The sequence below is a fragment of the Bacteroides sedimenti genome (assembly GCF_040365225.1).
In the GTDB taxonomy this organism is placed as follows: Bacteria; Bacteroidota; Bacteroidia; order Bacteroidales; family Bacteroidaceae; genus Bacteroides; species Bacteroides sedimenti.
Genome location: NZ_AP028055.1, coordinates 2,103,983 through 2,125,789 on the forward strand (window position 1 = coordinate 2,103,983; position 21,807 = coordinate 2,125,789).

Genomic DNA, 21,807 nt, shown 5'->3' on the forward strand with positions numbered 1-21,807 from the left:
ACTGATTAATGAAAATAAGCCAAAGGAGACAACTTGTCAAGTATCTGGCAGGAGATTATATTGCGGCCAATGTAATATGGTTTTTTGCCAATATCTTCCGATACGATTATATCGCATCCTCACTTGGGTTTCCCGATTTATCTTCATATCTACTTTCCGAAAAGGTTATTACAGGACAAATCATTATACCCTTCTTTTGGCTTTTCATATACTATTTTTCGGGGTATTACAATGATCCAATAAGAAAATCAAGACTATCCGAGCTTAACAAGACACTAGTCTCTGTAGAAATTGGCGTGTTAATCCTCTTTTTTGCAATTGTTATCAATGACTTGCCTCGCGATTATCATATCTATTATAAACTTATAGGTATACTTTTCATTGGGCAATTTGGACTAACTTATGTTATTCGGATGCTTTTTACTCAAAGTTTAACCCGAAAAATCCATCAACGTAAGATTGGGTTTAACACACTTATTGTCGGTGCTGGTAAGCGAGCCAAAGAACTAGCTGAAGAACTGAACTCTCAACCACAATCCCTAGGTTATTTGATAATAGGATTTATTGATACAGGAAATGACCCCTGCGTAATAGAAGATCATTTGGTAGGCAAATGGAAAGATATCGACACAATTATACAAGAAAAAAAGATTGAAGAAATTATAGTAGCTCAAAACTCTACAGACGACAAAGATCTTTTTAAACTTTTGAATGGACTCTATTGTTATAATCTTCCAATCAAGGCTTTAGCCAATGAGAATAGCATACTTAACCGTAGCATCAAGATGTCTACCATCTATGCCTCACCAATGATTGAGGTTACTCGCGATAACATGTCCGAAGGTGAAAAAAACATCAAAGACGTTTTAGATCGAGTTATAGCCGCCTTGGCCCTATTAATGCTTTCTCCACTCTTTGGCTGGATAGCTTGGAAAATAAAAAAGAGTTCGCCTGGAAGTGTGTTTTATTTTCAGGAGAGATTAGGATACAGAGGCAAACCATTCACTATGATTAAGTTTCGGACTATGAGTATGAATGCAGAAACTAATTGTCCGCTTCTATCTAGCAAAAATGACAAAAGAATCACCGAATTTGGGAAACTGATGCGAAAATATCGACTCGACGAACTCCCACAATTCTGGAACGTACTGAAAGGAGATATGTCGTTGGTTGGTCCAAGACCTGAAAGAAAATACTTTGTGGACCAAATTGCAACAACAGCTCCATACTACTATCAGGTATTCTCTGTAAAGCCAGGTATCACATCCTGGGGGATGGTGAAGTACGGATATGCCAACTCGGTAGAAAAAATGATAGAGCGTTTACAATATGATTTGATATATCTTGAAAACCGCTCTCTTGGTATTGATATAAAAATATTAATCTACACAATCAGAACCATACTGACCGGCAGAGGTATGTAAATTAAGATATGAAAACTGAAAAAAATAATCTCCTACAACAATTTATTTCCTGGCGCGAGACGCATATCAATGAAAAGCATTTCATTCTGGTGCTTAGCTTTATCGTTGGAATTTGCACTGCTTGCGCAGCATTAATTCTAAAATTTCTGATTCATCAGATTCAGCTATTTCTTACAAACAATTTCAACGCTACAGAGGCCAACTACCTTTATCTGGTTTATCCGGTAGTTGGTATTCTATTTGCAGGATTATTCGTGCGTAACATCGTCAAAGATGATATAAGTCACGGCGTAACCAAAATACTCTATTCCATCTCTCGTAGACAAGGAAGAATTAAACGACATAATATCTGGTCATCCACCATTGCAAGCGCCATCACCATCGGGTTCGGTGGGTCAGTCGGAGCCGAAGCTCCCATTGTGCTTACAGGCTCGGCTATTGGTTCCAACTTGGGAAGCGTATTCAAAATGGAACACAAAACATTAATGTTACTTATTGGATGCGGAGCAGCTGGAGCAATATCAGGTATCTTTAAAGCTCCTATTGCAGGGGTAGTCTTTACCCTTGAAGTACTGATGATTGATCTAACAATGGCTTCACTTTTGCCTTTACTCATCTCCTCGGTAACAGCTGCTACATTCTCCTATATATTCTTGGGTACGGAAGCCATGTTTAAATTCAGTCAGGATCAACCTTTTGAGATGGAGAGAATTCCTTATGTCATTCTGTTAGGTATCTTTTGCGGATTGGTTTCTCTTTATTTCACGAGAGCTTCAAATGCAGTGGAAACAGTTTTTGGGAAACTCAATAATCCTTATAAAAAACTAGCTCTGGGTGGAGTTATGCTAAGCATTTTGATTTTCATTTTTCCTCCTCTCTATGGTGAAGGATATGAAACAATAAACCTTTTGCTTAAAGGCACTGCTTCAGGAGAATGGGAAACCGTACTGAACAACTCTCTTTTTTATGGGAGCAACAGCATGTTGCTGGTTTATTTGTTTTTAATCATACTGTTTAAAGTGTTTGCTTCCAGTGCAACCAATGGCGGTGGAGGATGCGGGGGTATCTTTGCACCAAGCTTATTTCTAGGATGTATTGCCGGATTTGTATTTTCTCATTTCGCAAACGAACTCGGGATCACAATCAATCTACCAGAAAAGAATTTTGCTTTAATGGGCATGGCAGGAGTGATGTCGGGTGTAATGCACGCTCCTTTATTGGGTATCTTCCTTATTGCTGAGCTTACGGGAGGATATGACCTCTTCTTGCCGTTGATGATATGCTCTGTTTGTTCTTACTTGACAATTATCGTATTTGAGCCACACAGTCTTTACTCCATGCGTCTTGCCAAAAAAGGACAACTTCTCACTCATCATAAAGACAAATCGGTACTTACATTGATGAAAACAGAAAATGTTGTTGAAAAGGATTTTGTACAGGTATCACCAGAAATGGACCTTGGACAATTGGTTAAAGAGATTTCGCAAGCTAAAAGAAACCTCTTTCCGGTTGTGGATAAAAACGGCATTCTAAAAGGAGTAGTCATTCTGGACGATATTCGTAATATAATGTTCCGTCAAGAATTGTATCATCGATTTACAGTAAACAAACTGATGAGCTCTGTTCCGGCAAAATTATTCATTACCGACTCAATGGAACAGGTAATGCTGACATTTGATAAGACCAATGCCTGGAACCTGCCAGTTATTGATGAAGAAGGTAAATATATAGGATTTGTTTCTAAATCAAAGATATTCAACTCTTATCGTGAACTTCTGGTTCATTTTTCTGAGGACTAGCCTAAAAGAAAAACAATCAACAGATTAGAAAATTAACAAAAATGGAAAAGAAAGACCTGAGAATAGTATATATGGGAACTCCTGATTTTGCAGTAGAATCTCTTCGTTGTCTGGTTGAGGGCGGATATAATGTCGTTGGTGTAATCACCATGCCTGATAAGCCCGCAGGAAGAGGACACAAAATCCAGTTTTCACCCATAAAACAGTATGCGCTGGACAATAATCTACCATTGCTTCAACCCGAACGTCTGAAAGATGAAGATTTTATTGAAGCACTTCGTGAATGGAAAGCCGATTTACAGATTGTTGTTGCCTTCCGCATGTTGCCCGAAGTGGTATGGGCTATGCCAAGACTAGGTACTTTTAACCTCCACGCCTCTCTTCTGCCACAATACCGGGGCGCAGCACCTATAAACTGGGCAGTCATCAATGGTGAAACAGAGACTGGAATTACAACCTTCTTTCTTCAACATGAAATTGATACAGGCAAGGTCATTCAACAGGTTCGCATTCCTATAGCAGACACGGACAATGTAGAAGTGGTGCATGATAAGTTGATGATGCTTGGTGGAAAACTGGTGGTAGAAACGGTTGATGCCATTCTTGAAGACCGGATACGCCCGATTCCTCAGGAAGAGATGATACAACCAGATGAACTTCGCCCCGCACCTAAAATATTTAAAGAAACATGTCGTATAGATTGGACAGGCAAGGTAAAGCAAATATATGACTTTATCCGGGGGCTTTCTCCCTACCCTGCTGCATGGACAGAGTTGCATAATGACAATGAAGCTCCACTCATGCTCAAAATATTTGAAACAGAAAAGATTATTAAGGATCATTCATTTAATGCCGGGACCTTAATAACCGACGGGAAAAACAATCTGCAAATAGCAGTTACCGACGGATTCATTTCAATTAAATCATTACAACTTGCTGGTAAAAAGAGGCTGGGAATTGAAGAATTCCTCCGCGGATTCAAATATTCAGAAAAGATGAGAGTAATATAAAACTAAACAATTTTCTATTTCACATCCATAAGTGCGTTAAATAAGTATTTCTAAACGTACTTTTTAGGTTATTTATTTTGTTATTTGGCAAATATTAGCTTTATTTGCGAATAATAAAACAAAATATTAACTCTAATACAATAGCCTATCGACGAGACATTACTCTAATTTTAAATAGAAGACGTAATGGATAATTTGAAAAAGATGACCGACGAAGACTTGGTGGTCTTATATTCAAAAGGAGAAAATCAAGCATTTGATACTCTCCTGAATCGATATCAGAATAGGTTATATTCCTATATCTTTTTTATCGTAAAGAATACAGAGCTGGCGGAAGATATCTTTCAGGAGACTTTCGTTAAGGCAATTATGACCATTAAACAGGGGCGATATACAGAAAACGGAAAATTTCCTGCATGGTTAACCCGTATTGCTCATAATCTGATTATAGACAATTATCGGCAGGAAAAGATCGAAAATGTCGTTTCATGCGATGAAGAGGACACCAATCTTCTCAACAATATGAAATTTTCAGAAGGCAACATTGAAATGGAAATGATCAATGATCAGATTCAGGCAGATATACGTCAGTTAGTTAAGCTATTGCCCGACAATCAGCGAGAAGTAGTTTACATGCGTTTCTATCAGGACCTCAGCTTCAAGGAAATAGCCGAAATTACAGGAGTCAGCATCAACACAGCATTGGGAAGAATGCGATATGCTGTACTCAATCTTAGAAGAATGGCAGAAGAAAAAGATGTTGTATTAACACTCGATTAATTTTTTGTTTCATATACATACTATTTTATTGTTTTATCCGTTTTTTATTCAGAAACAGTAAAATAGTATGCCTATGAAAAGTATTATTACTCAATCCATTACCGAACAAGGTAAAACTAAAAAGAGCAATGAAGCGGAGACTAATCTGCAACCCGGTAAAAGAACAATAGACTTCCTAAAGCAGTTTGCAAGAAATTATCACGTTGAACCAACGATGCCTCAAGGTCTGCAAGGAGTATTTCTGGGATAACAAATTTTTTCGATTGCTTTTGCGCAAAAATGTCCTCTTTTGTACTAAAGATAATTAAATTTATACTGAAGAATAATTCTTCCGTAGAAGAGCTTGCATGTTTTCATCAAAACTCTGAAAAGTAGCTCTTCTGTCTACCCCATTCAATTATTTTGCTTACTTTTGCAGATATAATCATTCAGAATAACAATCATGAAACATAAAATATCCCCTTCCCTTCTTTCAGCCAACTTTGCAAACCTGGCAAAAGATCTTGAGATGATTAACCGCAGTGAAGCCGATTGGTTGCATCTTGATATAATGGATGGCGTGTTTGTTCCCAATATTTCCTTTGGATTTCCAGTCATCAAAGCTGTCAGCGAACTATGTCAGAAACCGCTAGATGTGCATTTAATGATTGTCAATCCCGAAAAATTCATTTCGGAAGTAAAGGCTACTGGGGCAAAAATCATGAATGTACACTACGAAACCTGTCCGCACCTTCACCGTGTGATTCAGCAAATCCGCGAAGCCGGCATGGAACCTGCCGTTACTATTAATCCGGCCACTCCGGTATCGGTACTAAAAGATATTCTAAATGACGTTTACATGGTGCTGATTATGAGTGTAAATCCTGGTTTTGGCGGACAAAAATTCATTGAACGCTCACTAGAAAAAGTAAAGGAGCTGAAGATGATGATCAACGAAGCCGGTTCGGATGCCTTGATTCAGGTGGACGGAGGTGTTAATTTAGAGACTGCCTCATTATTGCTGGAAGCAGGAGCCGATGTTCTGGTCGCTGGTAATGCCGTTTTTGGCGCGCCATCGCCCGAGGAGATGATTCATAAACTAAAAACATTATAGCCTGCTGTGCAGTTGCCAATACATCTGCACAAGTATCCCTTTGTCCGACTCCTGATTCCCCTGATAATAGGGATATACATTACCCATTCTTTTCTTTACGAAACGGGTTATGGCAAGGTTTTCGTGATTATATTGAGCATCATTTCTCTTTTCATTCTGGCATTCAGCCTCATGTTCAAAAAATACACCTTTCGTTGGCTCACCGGCGTTGGTGTCTACATGGTTCTGTTTACTCTCGGCACAGCAATCACGGAACTTCATCTTTCATCGGTTCATTACCAGTGGCCGGCACAGAGGGCTGCTTATTTTGTACAACTCAATACACCTCCCCAAGAAAAAGCAAACTCCCTATTATGTCATGTCACAGCTATTTCCCGAAAAGATTCATTGGGTGTCGCCTCAATCGGGAAAAAGATTTTGCTTTACCTCACGAAAGACCCTGATAGTAGAAAACTCAGACAAGGAGATCAGTTATTATTCTTTGGCCAAATAGACCCTCCCCGCAACAAAGGAAATCCAGAAGAGTTCGATTACGCGTCTTATCTGCTTCATCAGGGAATCAGCGGCACAGCATTTGCTTACTCGGGTAACTGGAAACAGACTGCGCACGATTTTTCACGCTCGTTAAAACAGATTGCTCTGGATTATCGTTCACATCTTCTGAAAAATATAAAAGAGATGGGATTCTTCGGCGATGATTATGCTGTGCTTTCGGCACTGGTACTAGGATACCAGAATGACTTAAGCGAAGAGATTCGTGAAAGTTATTCCATCTCAGGAGCAAGCCACGTTCTCTCCCTCTCCGGATTACACATAGGATTTCTCTATGTTCTGCTCGAATTCTTGCTTAGCTTTGCCAATCGGAACAAGAGAATGATAGTGTTCCGTCAGATACTGATCGTTCTTATATTATGGAGTTTTGCCTTTGTCACGGGACTATTACCACCTGTTGTTCGTTCGGTAATCATGTTTTCGCTTATCGCTCTCTCCCGGCTACGGAACAATCGGCCCGTAACACTCAACACATTAGCTGTTGCCGCTCTGTTCATGCTAATATACAATCCATTTTACCTTTACGATATCAGTTTTCAGCTTTCTTTTCTGGCGGTAGCAGGAATTGTTATCATCCAACCCCGTCTCTATCAATTGATAAAGACAGAAAACCGGCTTTTAAAATACGCCTGGGGAGTAATGAGTGTCTCTATTGCGGCCCAACTGAGCACAACTCCTATCTTGCTGTACTATTTTTCTCGTTTTTCTACTCATTTTCTGCTGACAAATATTATTGTAGTGCCTTTGGTATCAGGCATTATGTATCTGGCAATTTTCACTATTTTGCTGGGTTTTTTCCCCGTAATACAGAGTTACTTCGCACTATTGCTAAAATTAAGTATCCGGTTGCTAAATGGAACCGTTGTTTTTGTTGAGCATCTCCCCTTTTCTTCTATCGACAACATCCATGTAAACAAATGTGAGACAGCTACTCTTTACCTGATTCTTCTTTTCGGAGGATGTTATTTGTATACACGAAAACGTAAGATGCTATTGGGAGTATTAACTGGTTTCTTTATACTTATTCTTTTTCAGGTGGAAGAAAAACAACGGTTACAAAATATTCATTCCATCGTCTTTTACAATAATCGCAACTGTCCTGCAATACACCTCATAGAATCGAGAGAAACCTCCTACCTTTTCTCCGCCGAAAAAGATAGTATACAGCAAAAGCTGAGCTATACTGCCGGAAGATTTTGGAAAAAAATAAAACTGAAACCTCCTCAGACACTTCCCTCAAGCTACAGCGCAAGCGGAATATGGAGACGTGATGATTTGCTTTCCTTTGGTGGAAAAACAATCTGCATGGTTAAAGATCACAGTTGGAATAATAAAACAGCTGATACACCTTTACCTCTTGATTATCTTTATATATGCAAAGGATACAGAGGGAAACTGGCATGGCTTACTCCACTCTTTGAAATTCGCAAAGTTGTAATTGACAGCTCTGTGAGCGACTATTACCGGGAAGCTTTTAAAAAGGAGTGCACCTCATTGGGCATTGAGTTTATCTCTTTATCTGAAAAAGGAGCCTACCAAATCATTCTTTAATACAATTAAATTTGTATTTTTGCAGTTCATTATGAAGAATATACCAATATGCTGACAAAAATAATCGATCAAGCTAATATTGACCTTTTCAGTGAATGGCTGAAAGAAACAGAGAAAGTCGTTATCGTAACACACGTCTCACCCGATGGAGATGCTATGGGCTCATCATTAGGACTTTATCATTTCCTGATTTCACAGAAAAAAGTCGTAAATATCATCGTCCCTAATGCTTTTCCTGATTTCCTGAAATGGATGCCGGGAGCCAAAGAAACAACTCTTTACGACCAGAACAAAGAGTTGGCTGACAAACTGATTTCAGGGGCCGACATGATCTGTTGTCTTGACTTCAATGCCCTGAAACGGATTGATGAGATGGGAGAAGCTGTAAAGTCATCAAATGCACGCAAAGTAATGGTGGACCATCATCCTTTCCCGGATGACATTTGTTCCATTGTAATTTCACATCCCGAAATTTCTTCCACTTCAGAGTTGGTATTCAGATTAATATGCCGTTTGGGTTGCTTTGACGAAATGACCAAAGAAGGCGCCGAATGCATTTATACGGGGATGATGACAGATACAGGCAGCTTTACCTACAACTCCAACAGTCAAGAAATTTATTACATCATCAGTCAACTCATTTCCAAAGGGATTGATAAAGACGATATTAACCGCAATGTATACAACACCTATTCCGAAAGCCGTCTCCGGCTGATGGGATACGTATTGCATACAAAAATGAAAGTCTATCCCGAGCATCACGCAGCCATGATCAACCTCACTCAAGATGAATTGATAGAGTTCAACTACGTGAAAGGCGACACCGAAGGATTTGTCAATATTCCTCTTTCCATAAAAGAGGTTAAGTTCTCTGTTTTCTTCCGTGAAGACACTGATATGATAAAAGTTTCCCTGCGCTCTGTAGGCGACTTTCCATGCAACCAGTTTGCATCTGAATTCTTCAGCGGTGGCGGCCACCTGAATGCTTCAGGCGGAGAATTTTACGGCACTATGCAGCAAGCTATCGAAATCTTTGAAAAGGGACTTGACAAATATAAACCTCTATTAACAGCAAAATAACAGTTATTAAAACATTATTGCATTAAAACATAGTGATAAAACCAGCTTATTCACTACTTTTGTACGAATATTAAAATACAGGTATGAAAAAACAAACATTACTGCTATTCTCAGTACTTATTATGGGATGCATATTTCTCCAATCATGTGGCAAAGATACAAAGACTTACGCTGAGATGCTTGCAGATGAAGCAAATGCTGTTAAGGATTTCGTCAAGAAAAACGATATAAAAGTTATAACTCCAAGCGAATTCTTAAAAGACACCACCACTATCGACAATGAATATGTACTTTTCCCGGAAAGTGGCATCTATTTGCACATCGACAAAAAAGGAGGTAAAGTTCCTGTAAGCAATGATGTTATTCTGACTCGCTTCAACGAAATCAGCGTTGCAAGCGGAGATACCACATTAAGTAACTATTATGACAACACAAGTGTTGATCAGTTTAGATATACTAAGAATTCATATTCTACATACGGCATGTTCTTTCAAGAACAGAACCAACAAGCTTATATGCTTAGTGCTTATGGAAGCGCAGTTCCTGCCGGTTGGCTGATGCCACTTCAGTATGTAGGTGATGGAGCCAAAGTCAAGGTAATTGTACCTTCTAAACAAGGTCACAGCACTGCACAAAATTATGTAACACCCTATTTCTACGAAATTCAATATACAATTTACTAATAACTATGACACTTATTAAATCTATTTCCGGTATCCGCGGAACTATTGGCGGACAAGCCGGAGAGGGACTCAACCCGCTCGATATTGTTAAATTCACATCTGCTTACGCAACGTTAATCAGAAAGACATGCAAATCTACCAGCAATAAAATTGTTGTCGGCCGTGATGCCCGTATCTCTGGAAAAATGGTAAACAATGTAGTTGTGGGAACCTTAATGGGTATGGGTTACGATGTTGTTGACATCGGTCTGGCCTCAACCCCAACAACAGAACTTGCAGTTACAATGGAAGGAGCTTGCGGTGGTATTATCCTTACTGCCAGCCATAACCCAAAACAATGGAACGCATTGAAACTGCTGAACGAATACGGAGAATTCCTCAACGCCGCTGAAGGTGAAGAAGTCCTTCGTATTGCTGAAGCCGAAGAGTTTACTTTTGCTGAAGTGGATTCTTTAGGTTCTTACCGTGAAGATTTAAGCTACAATCAAAAACATATAGACAGTGTATTGGCACTGAAGCTGGTTGACGTGGAAGCCATCCGCAAAGCAAACTTCAAGGTGGCTATCGACTGTGTTAACTCTGTAGGAGGTATTGTACTTCCCGATTTGCTTAAGGCACTGGGAGTGACACAAGTTGAAAAGCTTTTCTGTGAACCCGACGGACATTTTCCACACAATCCGGAACCACTGGAAAAGAACCTGCAAGACATCATGAACCTGATGAAAAAAGGAAATAACGATGTGGCATTCGTCGTTGACCCGGACGTAGACCGCCTGGCAATTATCTGTGAAGACGGAGCTATGTACGGAGAAGAATATACATTGGTTTCAGTAGCCGATTATGTATTGAAACATACTCCGGGGAACACTGTATCAAACTTAAGCTCTACACGTGCTCTGCGTGATGTAACACGTAAGTACGGACAAACATATAACGCTTCAGCTGTAGGTGAAGTGAACGTGGTAACCAAGATGAAAGCGACCAATGCTGTTATCGGAGGTGAAGGTAATGGCGGGGTTATCTACCCTGAAAGCCACTACGGACGCGATGCTCTTGTTGGTATCGCTCTATTCCTGAGTCATCTGGCTCACGAAGGAAAGAAGGTGAGCGAGCTGAGAGCTACTTATCCTCCTTATTTCATTGCTAAAAACAAGGTGGAACTTACTCCGGCTATCGATGTAGATGCTATCCTTACTAAGGTAAAGGAAATTTATGCAAAAGAAGAAATCAACGACATCGACGGTGTTAAGATAGATTTCCCTGACAAATGGGTTCATCTGAGAAAGAGCAACACCGAACCAATTATTCGTGTTTACTCGGAAGCTTCGACTATGGAAGCCGCAGACGAGATTGGTCTACAGATTATGAAGGTAATTGAGGAGCTGGCTAAATAACATCCTCCTTATTAAAAGATAAGGAAAAGAGGGAAGAAACTGGCTGCAGCCAATGTTTCTTCCCTCTTTCTTTTTGGTTTTATACAATTACATTGTGAAAACCTTTGTTATTTCCAATCATTTTCTCCCAGTTAGAACAAATCATCGACCTGTTTCCCGAAAAGTAAAGCATTCCTTACTATTTTATTATAAAAGAACTGACTGCAATACTATTCAAAAAACAATCTCTCTCAAGAAACCGGTTTGTTCCTTGCGGGAGATTATTTTTTATTGCTGTATAGTTTATATTTCGCTGTACAGAAGATTGTTTTCTTTTGTACAGAACAATTCATTCTTCTGTACAAAAGAATAGATTGTTTTGTACAAGAAATAATTAATCTTACGAATAGTTTTTTAATTGTTAGCTCAATATCACCCGGTTCCAAAAGCCAGTCTCATTATTTAACCGTTTTGCTTTTTAGGAAACAAAAATAGAGACTTATTTAACTCTCATAAAAAGACGAAAAGACAAAACGGATAAAAGAAAGGGCTAAAGAGGCCGGCATTATTATCCAACTATGGTGCCAGACTACTTGCACATAGATGCACAAAGAACGAAGGAAGCTACACAAATGCTCCCTTGGGAAATTGAAACAAACCCTTAATGCTTTTTTGAGAACAGTGAAGAAATCCAAAGCAGAGCAATTGCACCAACTGTTGCGGTAACCAGACTGCCAATCGTTCCCGATGCCCTTATACCCAACAGTCCGAAGAGCCAGCTGCCCAGCACTCCGCCAATAATTCCAAGAATCAGATTCACGAAACATCCGAATCCTCCGCCTCGCATAATTTTACCGGCCGCATATCCGGCGATAATTCCAATAATAATTCCTCCAAGCATCTCTTCAAGTATTAAGATTATATCAATTCGGGAATAAGATTCACCCGTTTTATTTCTCCCTCAAAATTAGGAGTAAAAACCTCCTTGCCAAGATTCTGTCTTATCTCCTCTATGCTCCAAAAGCGTCCGCCATCCAATTCTTCTTGGTTGGGGGAAATCTCACCCGCATAAGTTGTTTTGTATACAAAGACCAGTTCTCTTTCTACTTTCGATTCAAAGACGTACGACGTGATAAACTCGGGTGTATAGTCCGTTATGCCGAGTTCTTCGTGCACTTCGCGCTGCAAAGCCTGCTCAGCACTTTCTCCTAGGTCCACATGCCCTCCCACAGCCGTATCCCACTTATCCGGCTGAATATCCTTCCAGACCGGACGTTTCTGTAAATAGATATCACCATTTTCGTTGAACACATGCAGATGCACTACCGGATGCAACAGCATACTTCCATTGTGGCAATCCCCCCTTGAGGCAGCTCCGGTTATGTTTCCATACTCATCAACCAGCGGAAACATCTCTTCTGTATTATCTTTTTTCATCTTTATCAGCTTAATCAGGGAATCAGTAACGAACTATCGCCATAACTCAGAAAACGAAAATCGTGATTGAGCGCATACTGGTAAATCTTCTTCCAGTCGCCATTCACAAATGCCGAAACAAGCAGCAATAATGTGCTCTGCGGCTGATGAAAATTAGTCACCATCGCCTTCACAATCCGGTATTGATACCCCGGAGCAATTATAATCTGTGTGCTACTGTGCAGTGCCTCCATCCCGTTACGATCCAGATACTGTAGAATCTGTTGAAGAGCTTCTTCAGAACTCATCTCCGGTAAGTCACTGTAAGGTTGCCATTGATTAACGTGCAGATCCTCTTCATTTGCATCGAGATTCTGACTGAGAGTCACTCCAATATGGTACAAGCTTTCAAGTGTGCGCACAGAAGTGGTACCCACAGCTATGGCATTTCCCTTGTGGGCAATCAGCTTCTCAATTGTCGTTCGGCTCACCGAGATGTATTCCGTATGCATTTCATGATCTGCAATTTCTTCACTCTTCACCGGTTTGAAGGTTCCGGCCCCTACATGCAATGTAAGTTCTTCCAGTTCCACCCCGTTATCCTTCAGATCCTGCATTACATTCTCTGTAAAATGGAGTCCTGCGGTTGGAGCTGCCACCGAGCCTTCCACTTTCGAATAAACCGTCTGGTAAGTCTCCTTGTCGCTCTCTTCCGTCTCTCTATTCAGGTATGGCGGAATGGGCAGTTCGCCCACAACTTCCAGAATCTCTGCAAAAGTCACCCCTTTATTATTCCAGGAAAAGTTTACCCAATGGCTAGTTCCACGGGCTTCACCACGGATTGCCTTCAGCACAACCTGCATGCCTTTCACTGTAATTTCGCGACTCAGCACACCCTCTTTCCATTTCTTCAGGTTACCAATCATGCAAAGCCAGCTGCATTTCTCGGTCTGCTGGAAAGAGAGTTGGTAATCATTCGGTGAGATAGGTTCCAGACAGAAGACCTCTATCAAGGCTCCGGTCTCTTTCCGGAAATGAAGCCTCGCTTGAATCACCTTTGTATTGTTGAAAATCATCAGACTATCGGCTGGAATCAAATCGGGCAGTGAGGTGAATTGGGTTTCACTAATCTCTCCGTGGTTATATACCAGCAACTTAGACTGGTCGCGTACGGAAAGCGGGAATTTAGCAATCCTCTCATCCGGCAACGGATAATTGAATTCGCTAATCTTAATATGTTTTGTTTCTTTCATCATTTCTTTGTCTATTTCGGCAAAATTAGTGATATTTGAGGAATTATTGAGCACAATTTACTCAAAGAACTTTAAACGCAGAAAATATGAGTATTAAAATAGGTGATAAAGTACGCTTCCTGAGCGAAGTAGGAGGCGGAATCGTGACAGGATTTGTAAACAAGGAGACAGTAAAGGTTGAGGATGCAGACGGATTTGAGGTTCCTATGCTTATCCGCGAATGTGTGGTTATTGAAACAGACGATTACAACCTGAAGAAGAAACCCGCCGATGCTTCAAAAGCTGGAAGCAAAGAGTCTAAACCCGAAGCCAAGGTGGTGGCTCCGAAAATAACTTCCCGTCCTGTGGAAACTCGTGAAGGTGAAGCGCTGAACGTGCTATTGGCATTTGTTCCGATAGACTCTAAAGCCATATCCACCACTCCGTTCGAAACCTATTTGGTAAACGACAGTAACTATTATATCTATTACAATTATCTTAACGCAGAAGGAAAAGCGTGGAACAGCCGTTCGCATGGACTTATTGAGCCTAACACCAAACTTTTCCTCGAAGAATTCACCAAGGATAAGCTAAATGAGCTGGAACATGTGGCTGTTCAGCTGATTGCCTTCAAGGATTCAAAAACGTTTATGTTGAAACCGGCTGTAAGCGTGGAATTACGCGTTGATACCGTTAAATTCTATAAGTTGCATACCTTCCGCGAATCGGTCTATTTCGAAGATCCTGCCCTGATTTACGAAATCGTGAAAGACAATCAACCGGCCAAGCAGATGTATATCTCTGCACAGGAAATCGAAGAGGCATTATTATCCAAAAAACAGATTGACAGACCAGCTTCAACACCGATTGCAAAGAAGCCTGTCAGAAACGAAATTATCGAGATAGACCTCCACATCGAAGAACTGCTTGACGATACCACCAACATGAGCAGCAAGGAGATTCTGGATTACCAGCTCCAGAAATTCCGTGAAGTACTCGAAGAGAATAAGGACAACAAAGGACAGAAGATTGTCTTTATCCACGGCAAAGGAGACGGAGTGCTGCGCAAAGCCCTGCTCAACGAGTTGAAGCTGAAATACAAAACCTTCCAGAGTCAGGACGCCTCTTTTAAGGAATACGGTTTTGGAGCTACCATGATTACGATTAAGTAAGTTAAGAAATCACATAGTAGAAACGGTTTATTCACATAAGCAAAAGGGGCTATCCAGTTTTGGACAGCCCCTTTTTCATTCATCAAATAGATGAACAAAAAATATCACAATAATTAATGATTAAACATGAACTTATTCGAAAAATAATTATATATTTAACCAAATATAAACAATCGACTATGAAAACATTCTTGACTATCGTATTTACCATCATCACACTCAATGTTTTTGCAACCGCACAACGCTCGGATAAAATTATTTATAAGGGACAAGAATATTCTTTAAACTGCAATCCTCTAGAAGATTTCTTTAATATCCATCCGGACAAGAAACCCACAACAGGTATCATCTCGTCAGCTTTATGGCGTGGTTATATCGCAACATTTGAAGTTGTTGACAATCAACTATTTTTAAAAGATATCAAGATAATGACTAAGGACTCACTGAATAAAATTGGAGATTATAAATGGGAAAGCGTTATTAAAGAGGTGTTCCCTAATCAGGATAAAATTAAGATAGAATGGTACTCCGGATTACTTGTGATTCCCTACGGAAAGATGGTAAATTACATGCATATGGGATATGGTTCAACGTACGAAAATTATTACGTACTTGAAATCAATAAAGGGACATTGACCAAGGAAAAGAATTTCAATAATAAAGAATACGAAGAGTTTAAAGAAAAACAATTCCAAGCCTTTAAGAAGACCGAAGAATATAAAAAGCAGAAAAAAGAGCTTCAAAAAAACGGGAGGTATTCCGATGAGTTTCTCGATTCTTTTTTAAGATCTTTTGCAACCCAATACACCACAAAAATTTTGACTGATTAAGCAATACAATACTTTACTTCACAAATATCCAAAGCAATATTACCACCACGACAAGTGACGGTAGCATATTCATTATGCGCAGTCTTTTTATTTCCAGTATATTTATCCCCAGCCCTATTAGCAAGATTCCACCTACACTGGTAAGTCCGAGGATAATTTGCGGAGTAAAAAGCGAACCGGCATACATGGCCAGCAGGGTCAATGCACCTTGAAAAAGTAATAGCGGAACAGCAGACGCCACAACTCCAAGTCCAAAAGCCGATGCCAGCAAAATAGCCGAGAAAAAATCCATCAGCGATTTGGTAAAGAGTAAATCAGAAGAGCCACCAGTGCCCTCCTGAATGGTTCCGAGGACAGTCATCGATCCAATACAAAACAACAAGAATGCAGTTATCAGTCCTTCGGAAAACTTTTCGTTGCCGATGCGGAATTTCTTTTTCAGGTATTCACTCATTCGTTCTGCCCCAGCCTCCAGATTCATCCATTCACCCAATAACGAACCTATAGCCAGACTTCCAACTACAATCAACATTTGTTCCATTTTTACCGCCATGGAAATACCAATGGCAAGCGTAAATAGCCCAACCGCCTGGAAATAGATGGAGGTTACCCGTTCGGGCATATTCTTTTTCAGCAATAAACCAATAACTCCGCCAACAAAAACGGCAGCAGTGTTCACAAGGGTACCGATCATATTTATATGTGCTTATATTGAAAGATATCATTCAAAATTTCAAGCCGTAAAAATAAGATTATTTTCGCAAAGTTGAACCATTTTTCCAGAGCTAATATATTTATATAGGCATTCTGTTTTCTACTATTTTCCCGTCTTTAAATGCCCTGTTTTATTCCTGCTATGATATATTTTGTAACTTTGCCTGCGTATCCTATAATTCCTGTTCAATCAATACGAACATAAAAAATAAGTTATGAAGTTATCAATTATCTATTTTAGCAAAAGCGGAAAGACCAAAGAAATGGCTCAGGTAATCGCCGGTGGCATGAAGAGTTTATCGGACATTGAAGTCGGCATCTTCGACTTGGAACATATCGATTATGAATTCCTGTCCGAAAGTAAGGCTGTGGTATTTGGCACTCCAACCTATTACGCCAATACCTGCTGGCAGATAAAGAAATGGTTCGACGAATCTAAAAATATTAAACTCGATGGAAAGATAGGAGCAGTATTTGCAACGGCAGACTTTGCACAAGGTGGAGCTGATACTGCAATCCTAACCATCATCAACCATTTAATGGTAAAAGGTATGTTGGTCTATTCGGGAGGATCAGCTATGGGATTGCCCTATATTCACTTAGGAGCCGTAGCACTGAAAGAGAACTTTGAACAAAGTAAACCCATGTTTGAAATATTCGGTCAGCGGATAGCAAAGAAAGCTATAGAATTATTTGGCTCAGAAAACAAGTAAATTCCCCAATATCAAGGAATAATATTATTCTATTTATCTTCTTAATAATAAAAAGCTTCTATCACGAATTGCAGATTTAATACCGAAAGATAATTGAGAACTGCAAAGTGATAAAAGCTTTTTTCATCCACAACAGTTTGATATTGAAACAATTCAGGAGCTAACGTATGGGCAGTCTCACTTCTATTACATTTTTTAGCTTTATATAAATTTTATAATTTAGTAATCGATCCCTCTTTTTTTTACACGTAATATCTGTCATCTCTTATTTATATCTTAAAATCCTCTGATCTTCTTTTCTCAAAGAAAAATACAGTTCTACAATTCACTATATAAATATTTACTAATTTTTCGAAGATATAAAAACAAAAAAGCGTTTTTTTTGTTGATTTTATATAAATTACATTTAACTAAATGTATTTGAATATATTTTTCCCAATTTAACAAAAAACATTCATTAATCAAAAACTGTTTTTGTAACCTCTTTTGTGTTAATACATGTTTTTACAGTCAATTTTTTGTAATAAATCTTGTGATCTGATAAGATATGAATAAAATTGGTTTAATGTATTTGAGAAAACGTCGGCGGGAGTCTTTGTTTTTCATCCTGCTTCTTGTAACATGTCTATCTGCGAATGCACAAATAATAAAAGTTCGAGGCACTGTTCTAAATGAAGTTGGAGAACCTGTATGGCGTGCAAATGTAACAAATGAAGAGACTAATGAATCCGTGAGCACAAACGAAGATGGTAAATATGTTATCACAGTAAAAAATAACGGAAAGCTGAAGTTTACACATATGAACTATGCCACAGAAATAGTTAATGTGAAGGGGCAATTAAAAATTGACTTAGTTTTGAAAAAGAATGCCTTTATGATTAAGGAAGTAGTTGTAAGCGGCAAAATGAAGAAAAAAACGGACCCGGAAATTGAAACAACCAATATAGAGATACATGGAAACTGGGCTATTATAAAAACGTCTATAAGTCCCAATAAAAGATTTGTTTCCTATAACCGTCTGCTGATGCAACCTTATGTTTTTAATGAAACGAAAAAGGAAAAATACTACTTAAAACCCCTTGCATTAGACGGAAGGGAATATAACATAACTCAGACACGTATTTATGGCTTTGACATCAATAAAGATCCTCTAGCCGAATTCATCGTAAAAAAAGAGAGTGAACGAATCCCTTATGTGGATTCTATATATATGAATAATTTAAATGATTTATGGCGTTGTGATGCAGTTCAATCAGTAGAAGATTATACCAAAATAGTTTTCAGAGATACCCTTGTCATTGCTAACGGACTGATAAACCCTTTAAAACTTCTGAAATTTGATTTTGCAGGTGACTTTTTGGACGATCCATCCTACTTCCCAATTGACGAACCTCCTTTAATGGATGACAGAGATGAAATGCATCTTAAATTTCCAATCGGTCAAGCCTATCTTGACCTTTCAGATTCTACGACTGTTGCCGATTTATCAACATTAAAAAAGAAATTAAAAGATATTGAAAGTAACCAGAATGCCCAGTTAAGCACCTTTGAAATCAATGGATTTGCTTCACCAGATGGAATTTATGAGAAAAACGTAAAGTTGGCAGCAAAGCGTATGAGTGTTGTGATGCAAGAAGTTCTGAGTGGTTTGTACGAAGGTACACGGGCAAATATAAAGTCACAAAAACACTCAAATGTAGAGAGCTGGAAAAAGGTTGCAGATTTAATGTACAATGACTCTCTGAAAACAGAGGCTATGGAAATAACAGCTATCATTAATAAATATCCAAACAGTATTGACACACAAGGCAAAAAGATTACAAAATTACCTTATTATCAGCTGATAGCAGCTAAATATCTACCCAGATTACGAAAAGTTGATTACATGTTTTCGTATAAAATCTATAGATCATTAACCATACAAGAGATAAGAGAACTATATCAGAAAAACTACAAAGAATTGGGCAAATATGAATTTTTCAAGCTTTATCGAAACGAAAAAGATTCCGTAAAATGTGAAGCCATAATCAGAAAAGCACTCGAGAGATATCCAAATTTCATTGCCGCAGCCTGCGATTTATCGGCGTTGTGCCTTCGAAGAGGTGTTGGCGATTCAAAAATCCTAGAACGCTATGCCGGAGCAAATGCCCCCGAACAGGTGAATCTAAATCATGTTGCTTCACTATTATACGAAAGACAATTCAGCAGAGCGGATTCTATTATCGACTTTTTGAAGGACAATCCTAAAACCGTTAAAATAAAAGCCTATACCGAAGTTTTAAACCACCGGTTTACCGAAGAAAACTTTAAAATCGTTGCAGCATCTGGGGTATTGAACGAAGTGGTTATGCTACTGGCAATGAAGAAAAATGGGGCTGCTTATAGAAAGGCTCAGGAATTAAGAGAAGAGACAGCCGAAATATATTACATTAAAGCTGTATGCGCTAACAGAGCGTCTAAAGAAGCGCCAGACATCAACTCAAATGCTATGTTGTATCTGGAAGCAATGGACTTTCTGAAAAAAGCAATTGAGAAAGACCCTGCTTATCTACGCATGGCAGAGACTGATGCTGATACAATCGATTTATTAAAAGATGTGACATCTCAAAAAGATAATCAAGGATGACAAAAATAAAGCAGTACATATGCGCCATGGTCTTGGTTGCAATATTCGGAGTTGCTAATTTAAGTGCTCAAAACCACAGGACTTATCATAATTATATGACAAACACCTTGCAGAAAGGACTGAAATTAAGTGGATTTAAAGGGCAGGACACTATTAAGCACTATTTTCTGGAATTTAGTGGAGGACCTACATTCTCATTCACTCAAGGAGGAGACAAAAGATTGCAAGCTCCCGGATACGAATTCGGGATTGCATTCGGACACTGGTTTACTCCCATCAATGGTGCAAGAATCGGGGTATTTGGCAAACGATACAACTCAACTCCCCTAGGAGAAGCAATCAAGGCAAATAACCTGGGTGTCAGCATGGATTATCTAGCCAACTTCTCTGCTTTAGGAAATGACTATAATGCTTTAAGGAAATTTGAAATGTTTGGTATTTTAGGTGGTGAGTATTTGTTTTCAAAATATGAAGGTACAAATTACACTACATGGGGAATAAGAACCGGATTACAGGCACGTTATGCCTGGGATTATGGTACTGTATTTTATTTGGAACCCCGGATAGGACTCTATACCGATAATATGGATTATACCAGTAGCTGGCGTAAATTCAATGTTGCCGGTTCAATTCTAGTCGGAGTGGAATTCAGGAACTATCCTAAAGGCCTCCGGCGCACTCATAAATTCAGTTCCACAAAATTTAAGGATCACTCCTTCCTGTATACGGGTATAGGTTTTGGAAGTCTTATTACAAAAGAGACTACTAACCTGAGTCGCTATTCAGGAGGAGGTGTACTTCTGGGTATCGGAAGATGGTTTAATCGTTACTCCGGCGCTCGCCTAACTGGAAAGATTACAACCTTTGATCATCCGAAGTCTGAAGACAAAATCAGAAGCATCGGTTTTCAGGCAGATTATATGCTTAATCTGAGTAGTGCTTTTTATGGATACAATCCCGATAAAAGGTTTGAGTTACTTGCAATAGCCGGATTCAGTTACGACTCAGTAAGCAATACACAAAAAACCAACTTATTTGGATTGGGAGCCGGCTTGCAGGCTTCAGTCAAATTAACAAGAGATATGAGTCTCTTTGTGGAACCACGCATAAATTTCTATCCAGGAAAAGAATATGCTTCTGGAGCAAATGGTGAAGATAAATGTCGGGCAAATTTCTTGATTAATGCAGGAATCACAATCACTTCTAATCCTTCAGAAACAACCTCATCTAACGAACCGGGTACAAAGAACCATTTCAAACCCCGCTTTTTCATAGAAGGAGCTTATGGACTTACAACTCCTATTGAAGAAGCCTCGTTGTATCAAAAAAATGTCAATCCTAGAATTACAGGTACTTTCGGCAGGAACTTCTCAAAAACTTTCGGTGTGCGACTTTCGGCGGATTTTGGGAAGCTATGGAAGAGTAACGAATTGCCTGATGTAAACACAAGTACATTCGGAGTAGACGCTCTTTGGAACATCAGTTCGTACATGAGCGGATATGACCCGGAACGAATTTTTGAGCTTATCGGAACGGCAGGCCCCAACCTCGCATTCCGTTCCTCTCAACCAGGTAACAAAGCTTATCTGGGAGGTAAATGCTCTTTTCAGGGATTATGGAAGATCACCCCGTCATTGGGAGTTTATATTGAGCCACAACTGCGTCTTTACCCAGATACGTTTTCAGAAGGAAGCATTTCATTGGGTAATTTAGATGGAGTTGTCAATGTTATGGCTGGTTTAAGAATCAATTTATAGTA

19 protein-coding genes are annotated in these 21,807 nt (G+C 39.2%); 15 read left to right on the forward strand and 4 right to left on the reverse strand.

Features of this window, described 5'->3' with window-relative positions:
• Positions 1-8 precede the first annotated feature (8 nt).
• From ABWU87_RS08410 to glmM, 10 genes are all read left to right on the forward strand, one after another.
• Positions 9-1,424: a sugar transferase gene (locus ABWU87_RS08410; protein WP_353329828.1), complete on the forward strand. Its 1,416-nt coding sequence runs from the start codon at positions 9-11 to the stop codon at positions 1,422-1,424.
• 8 nt (positions 1,425-1,432) lie between these two features.
• Entirely contained in the window at positions 1,433-3,223 is a 1,791-nt protein-coding gene (locus ABWU87_RS08415; RefSeq protein ID WP_353329830.1) for a chloride channel protein, read from the forward strand.
• A 41-nt stretch (positions 3,224-3,264) separates the two neighbouring features.
• Positions 3,265-4,233, forward strand: coding sequence for a methionyl-tRNA formyltransferase (gene fmt / locus ABWU87_RS08420; protein WP_353329832.1), 969 nt, complete (start codon positions 3,265-3,267; stop codon positions 4,231-4,233).
• A 186-nt stretch (positions 4,234-4,419) separates the two neighbouring features.
• Complete coding sequence (locus ABWU87_RS08425; RefSeq protein ID WP_353329834.1) at positions 4,420-5,013, forward strand: RNA polymerase sigma factor; 594 nt, start codon at positions 4,420-4,422, stop codon at positions 5,011-5,013.
• A 73-nt stretch (positions 5,014-5,086) separates the two neighbouring features.
• A complete protein-coding gene (locus tag ABWU87_RS08430; protein WP_353329836.1) occupies positions 5,087-5,263 on the forward strand; it encodes a hypothetical protein in 177 nt (58 codons plus the stop codon).
• Positions 5,264-5,455: 192 nt separating this feature from the next.
• A complete protein-coding gene (gene rpe, locus ABWU87_RS08435; RefSeq protein WP_353329838.1) occupies positions 5,456-6,106 on the forward strand; it encodes a ribulose-phosphate 3-epimerase in 651 nt (216 codons plus the stop codon).
• 123 nt (positions 6,107-6,229) lie between these two features.
• Positions 6,230-8,209 (forward strand): ComEC/Rec2 family competence protein, encoded by a 1,980-nt coding sequence (locus ABWU87_RS08440; RefSeq protein WP_353329840.1) that lies wholly within the window; start codon positions 6,230-6,232, stop codon positions 8,207-8,209.
• Positions 8,210-8,257: 48 nt separating this feature from the next.
• On the forward strand, positions 8,258-9,289 hold the full coding sequence (locus tag ABWU87_RS08445) for a DHH family phosphoesterase (RefSeq protein ID WP_353329842.1): 1,032 nt from the start codon (positions 8,258-8,260) through the stop codon (positions 9,287-9,289).
• 83 nt (positions 9,290-9,372) lie between these two features.
• The gene (locus tag ABWU87_RS08450; RefSeq protein ID WP_353329844.1) at positions 9,373-9,972 is read left to right on the forward strand and encodes a DUF4827 domain-containing protein; all 600 of its coding nucleotides are present in this window, start codon (positions 9,373-9,375) and stop codon (positions 9,970-9,972) included.
• Positions 9,973-9,977: 5 nt separating this feature from the next.
• Complete coding sequence (glmM, locus tag ABWU87_RS08455) at positions 9,978-11,366, forward strand: phosphoglucosamine mutase (protein WP_353329845.1); 1,389 nt, start codon at positions 9,978-9,980, stop codon at positions 11,364-11,366.
• Between the two features lie 640 nt (positions 11,367-12,006).
• Here the strand turns inward: glmM and ABWU87_RS08460 are convergent.
• The 3 genes from ABWU87_RS08460 to ABWU87_RS08470 are packed head-to-tail and all read right to left on the reverse strand — an operon-like array spanning position 12,007 to position 14,017.
• Positions 12,007-12,246, reverse strand: a complete 240-nt coding sequence (locus ABWU87_RS08460) for a GlsB/YeaQ/YmgE family stress response membrane protein (RefSeq protein ID WP_353329847.1) — start codon at positions 12,244-12,246, stop codon at positions 12,007-12,009.
• A 17-nt stretch (positions 12,247-12,263) separates the two neighbouring features.
• Positions 12,264-12,782: an NUDIX hydrolase gene (locus ABWU87_RS08465; RefSeq protein WP_353329849.1), complete on the reverse strand. Its 519-nt coding sequence runs from the start codon at positions 12,780-12,782 to the stop codon at positions 12,264-12,266.
• A gap of 14 nt (positions 12,783-12,796) precedes the next feature.
• The gene (locus ABWU87_RS08470; protein ID WP_353329851.1) at positions 12,797-14,017 is read right to left on the reverse strand and encodes an S-adenosylmethionine:tRNA ribosyltransferase-isomerase; all 1,221 of its coding nucleotides are present in this window, start codon (positions 14,015-14,017) and stop codon (positions 12,797-12,799) included.
• Positions 14,018-14,106: 89 nt separating this feature from the next.
• Here ABWU87_RS08470 and ABWU87_RS08475 point away from each other — a divergent pair, with 89 nt between their 5' ends.
• On the forward strand, positions 14,107-15,165 hold the full coding sequence (locus ABWU87_RS08475) for a DUF2027 domain-containing protein (protein ID WP_353334440.1): 1,059 nt from the start codon (positions 14,107-14,109) through the stop codon (positions 15,163-15,165).
• A 179-nt stretch (positions 15,166-15,344) separates the two neighbouring features.
• Complete coding sequence (locus tag ABWU87_RS08480; protein ID WP_353329853.1) at positions 15,345-15,995, forward strand: hypothetical protein; 651 nt, start codon at positions 15,345-15,347, stop codon at positions 15,993-15,995.
• 13 nt (positions 15,996-16,008) lie between these two features.
• Here the strand turns inward: ABWU87_RS08480 and ABWU87_RS08485 are convergent, their stop codons facing one another.
• Positions 16,009-16,689 carry a DUF554 domain-containing protein gene (locus tag ABWU87_RS08485; RefSeq protein ID WP_353329855.1) on the reverse strand — a complete coding sequence of 227 codons (681 nt, stop codon included), beginning with the start codon at positions 16,687-16,689 and terminating at the stop codon, positions 16,009-16,011.
• Between the two features lie 235 nt (positions 16,690-16,924).
• On the opposite strand from ABWU87_RS08485, the gene ABWU87_RS08490 reads away from it, so the two are divergent.
• The 3 genes from ABWU87_RS08490 (at position 16,925) to ABWU87_RS08500 (ending at position 21,805) form a co-directional block, all read left to right on the forward strand.
• The gene (locus ABWU87_RS08490) at positions 16,925-17,422 is read left to right on the forward strand and encodes a flavodoxin family protein (protein ID WP_353329857.1); all 498 of its coding nucleotides are present in this window, start codon (positions 16,925-16,927) and stop codon (positions 17,420-17,422) included.
• Between the two features lie 565 nt (positions 17,423-17,987).
• Positions 17,988-20,048, forward strand: a complete 2,061-nt coding sequence (locus ABWU87_RS08495; protein WP_353329859.1) for a carboxypeptidase-like regulatory domain-containing protein — start codon at positions 17,988-17,990, stop codon at positions 20,046-20,048.
• The gene (locus ABWU87_RS08500; protein WP_353329861.1) at positions 20,045-21,805 is read left to right on the forward strand and encodes a hypothetical protein; all 1,761 of its coding nucleotides are present in this window, start codon (positions 20,045-20,047) and stop codon (positions 21,803-21,805) included. The genes ABWU87_RS08495 and ABWU87_RS08500 overlap by 4 nt, the downstream gene beginning before the upstream one ends.
• The last annotated feature ends 2 nt before the right edge of the window (positions 21,806-21,807 follow it).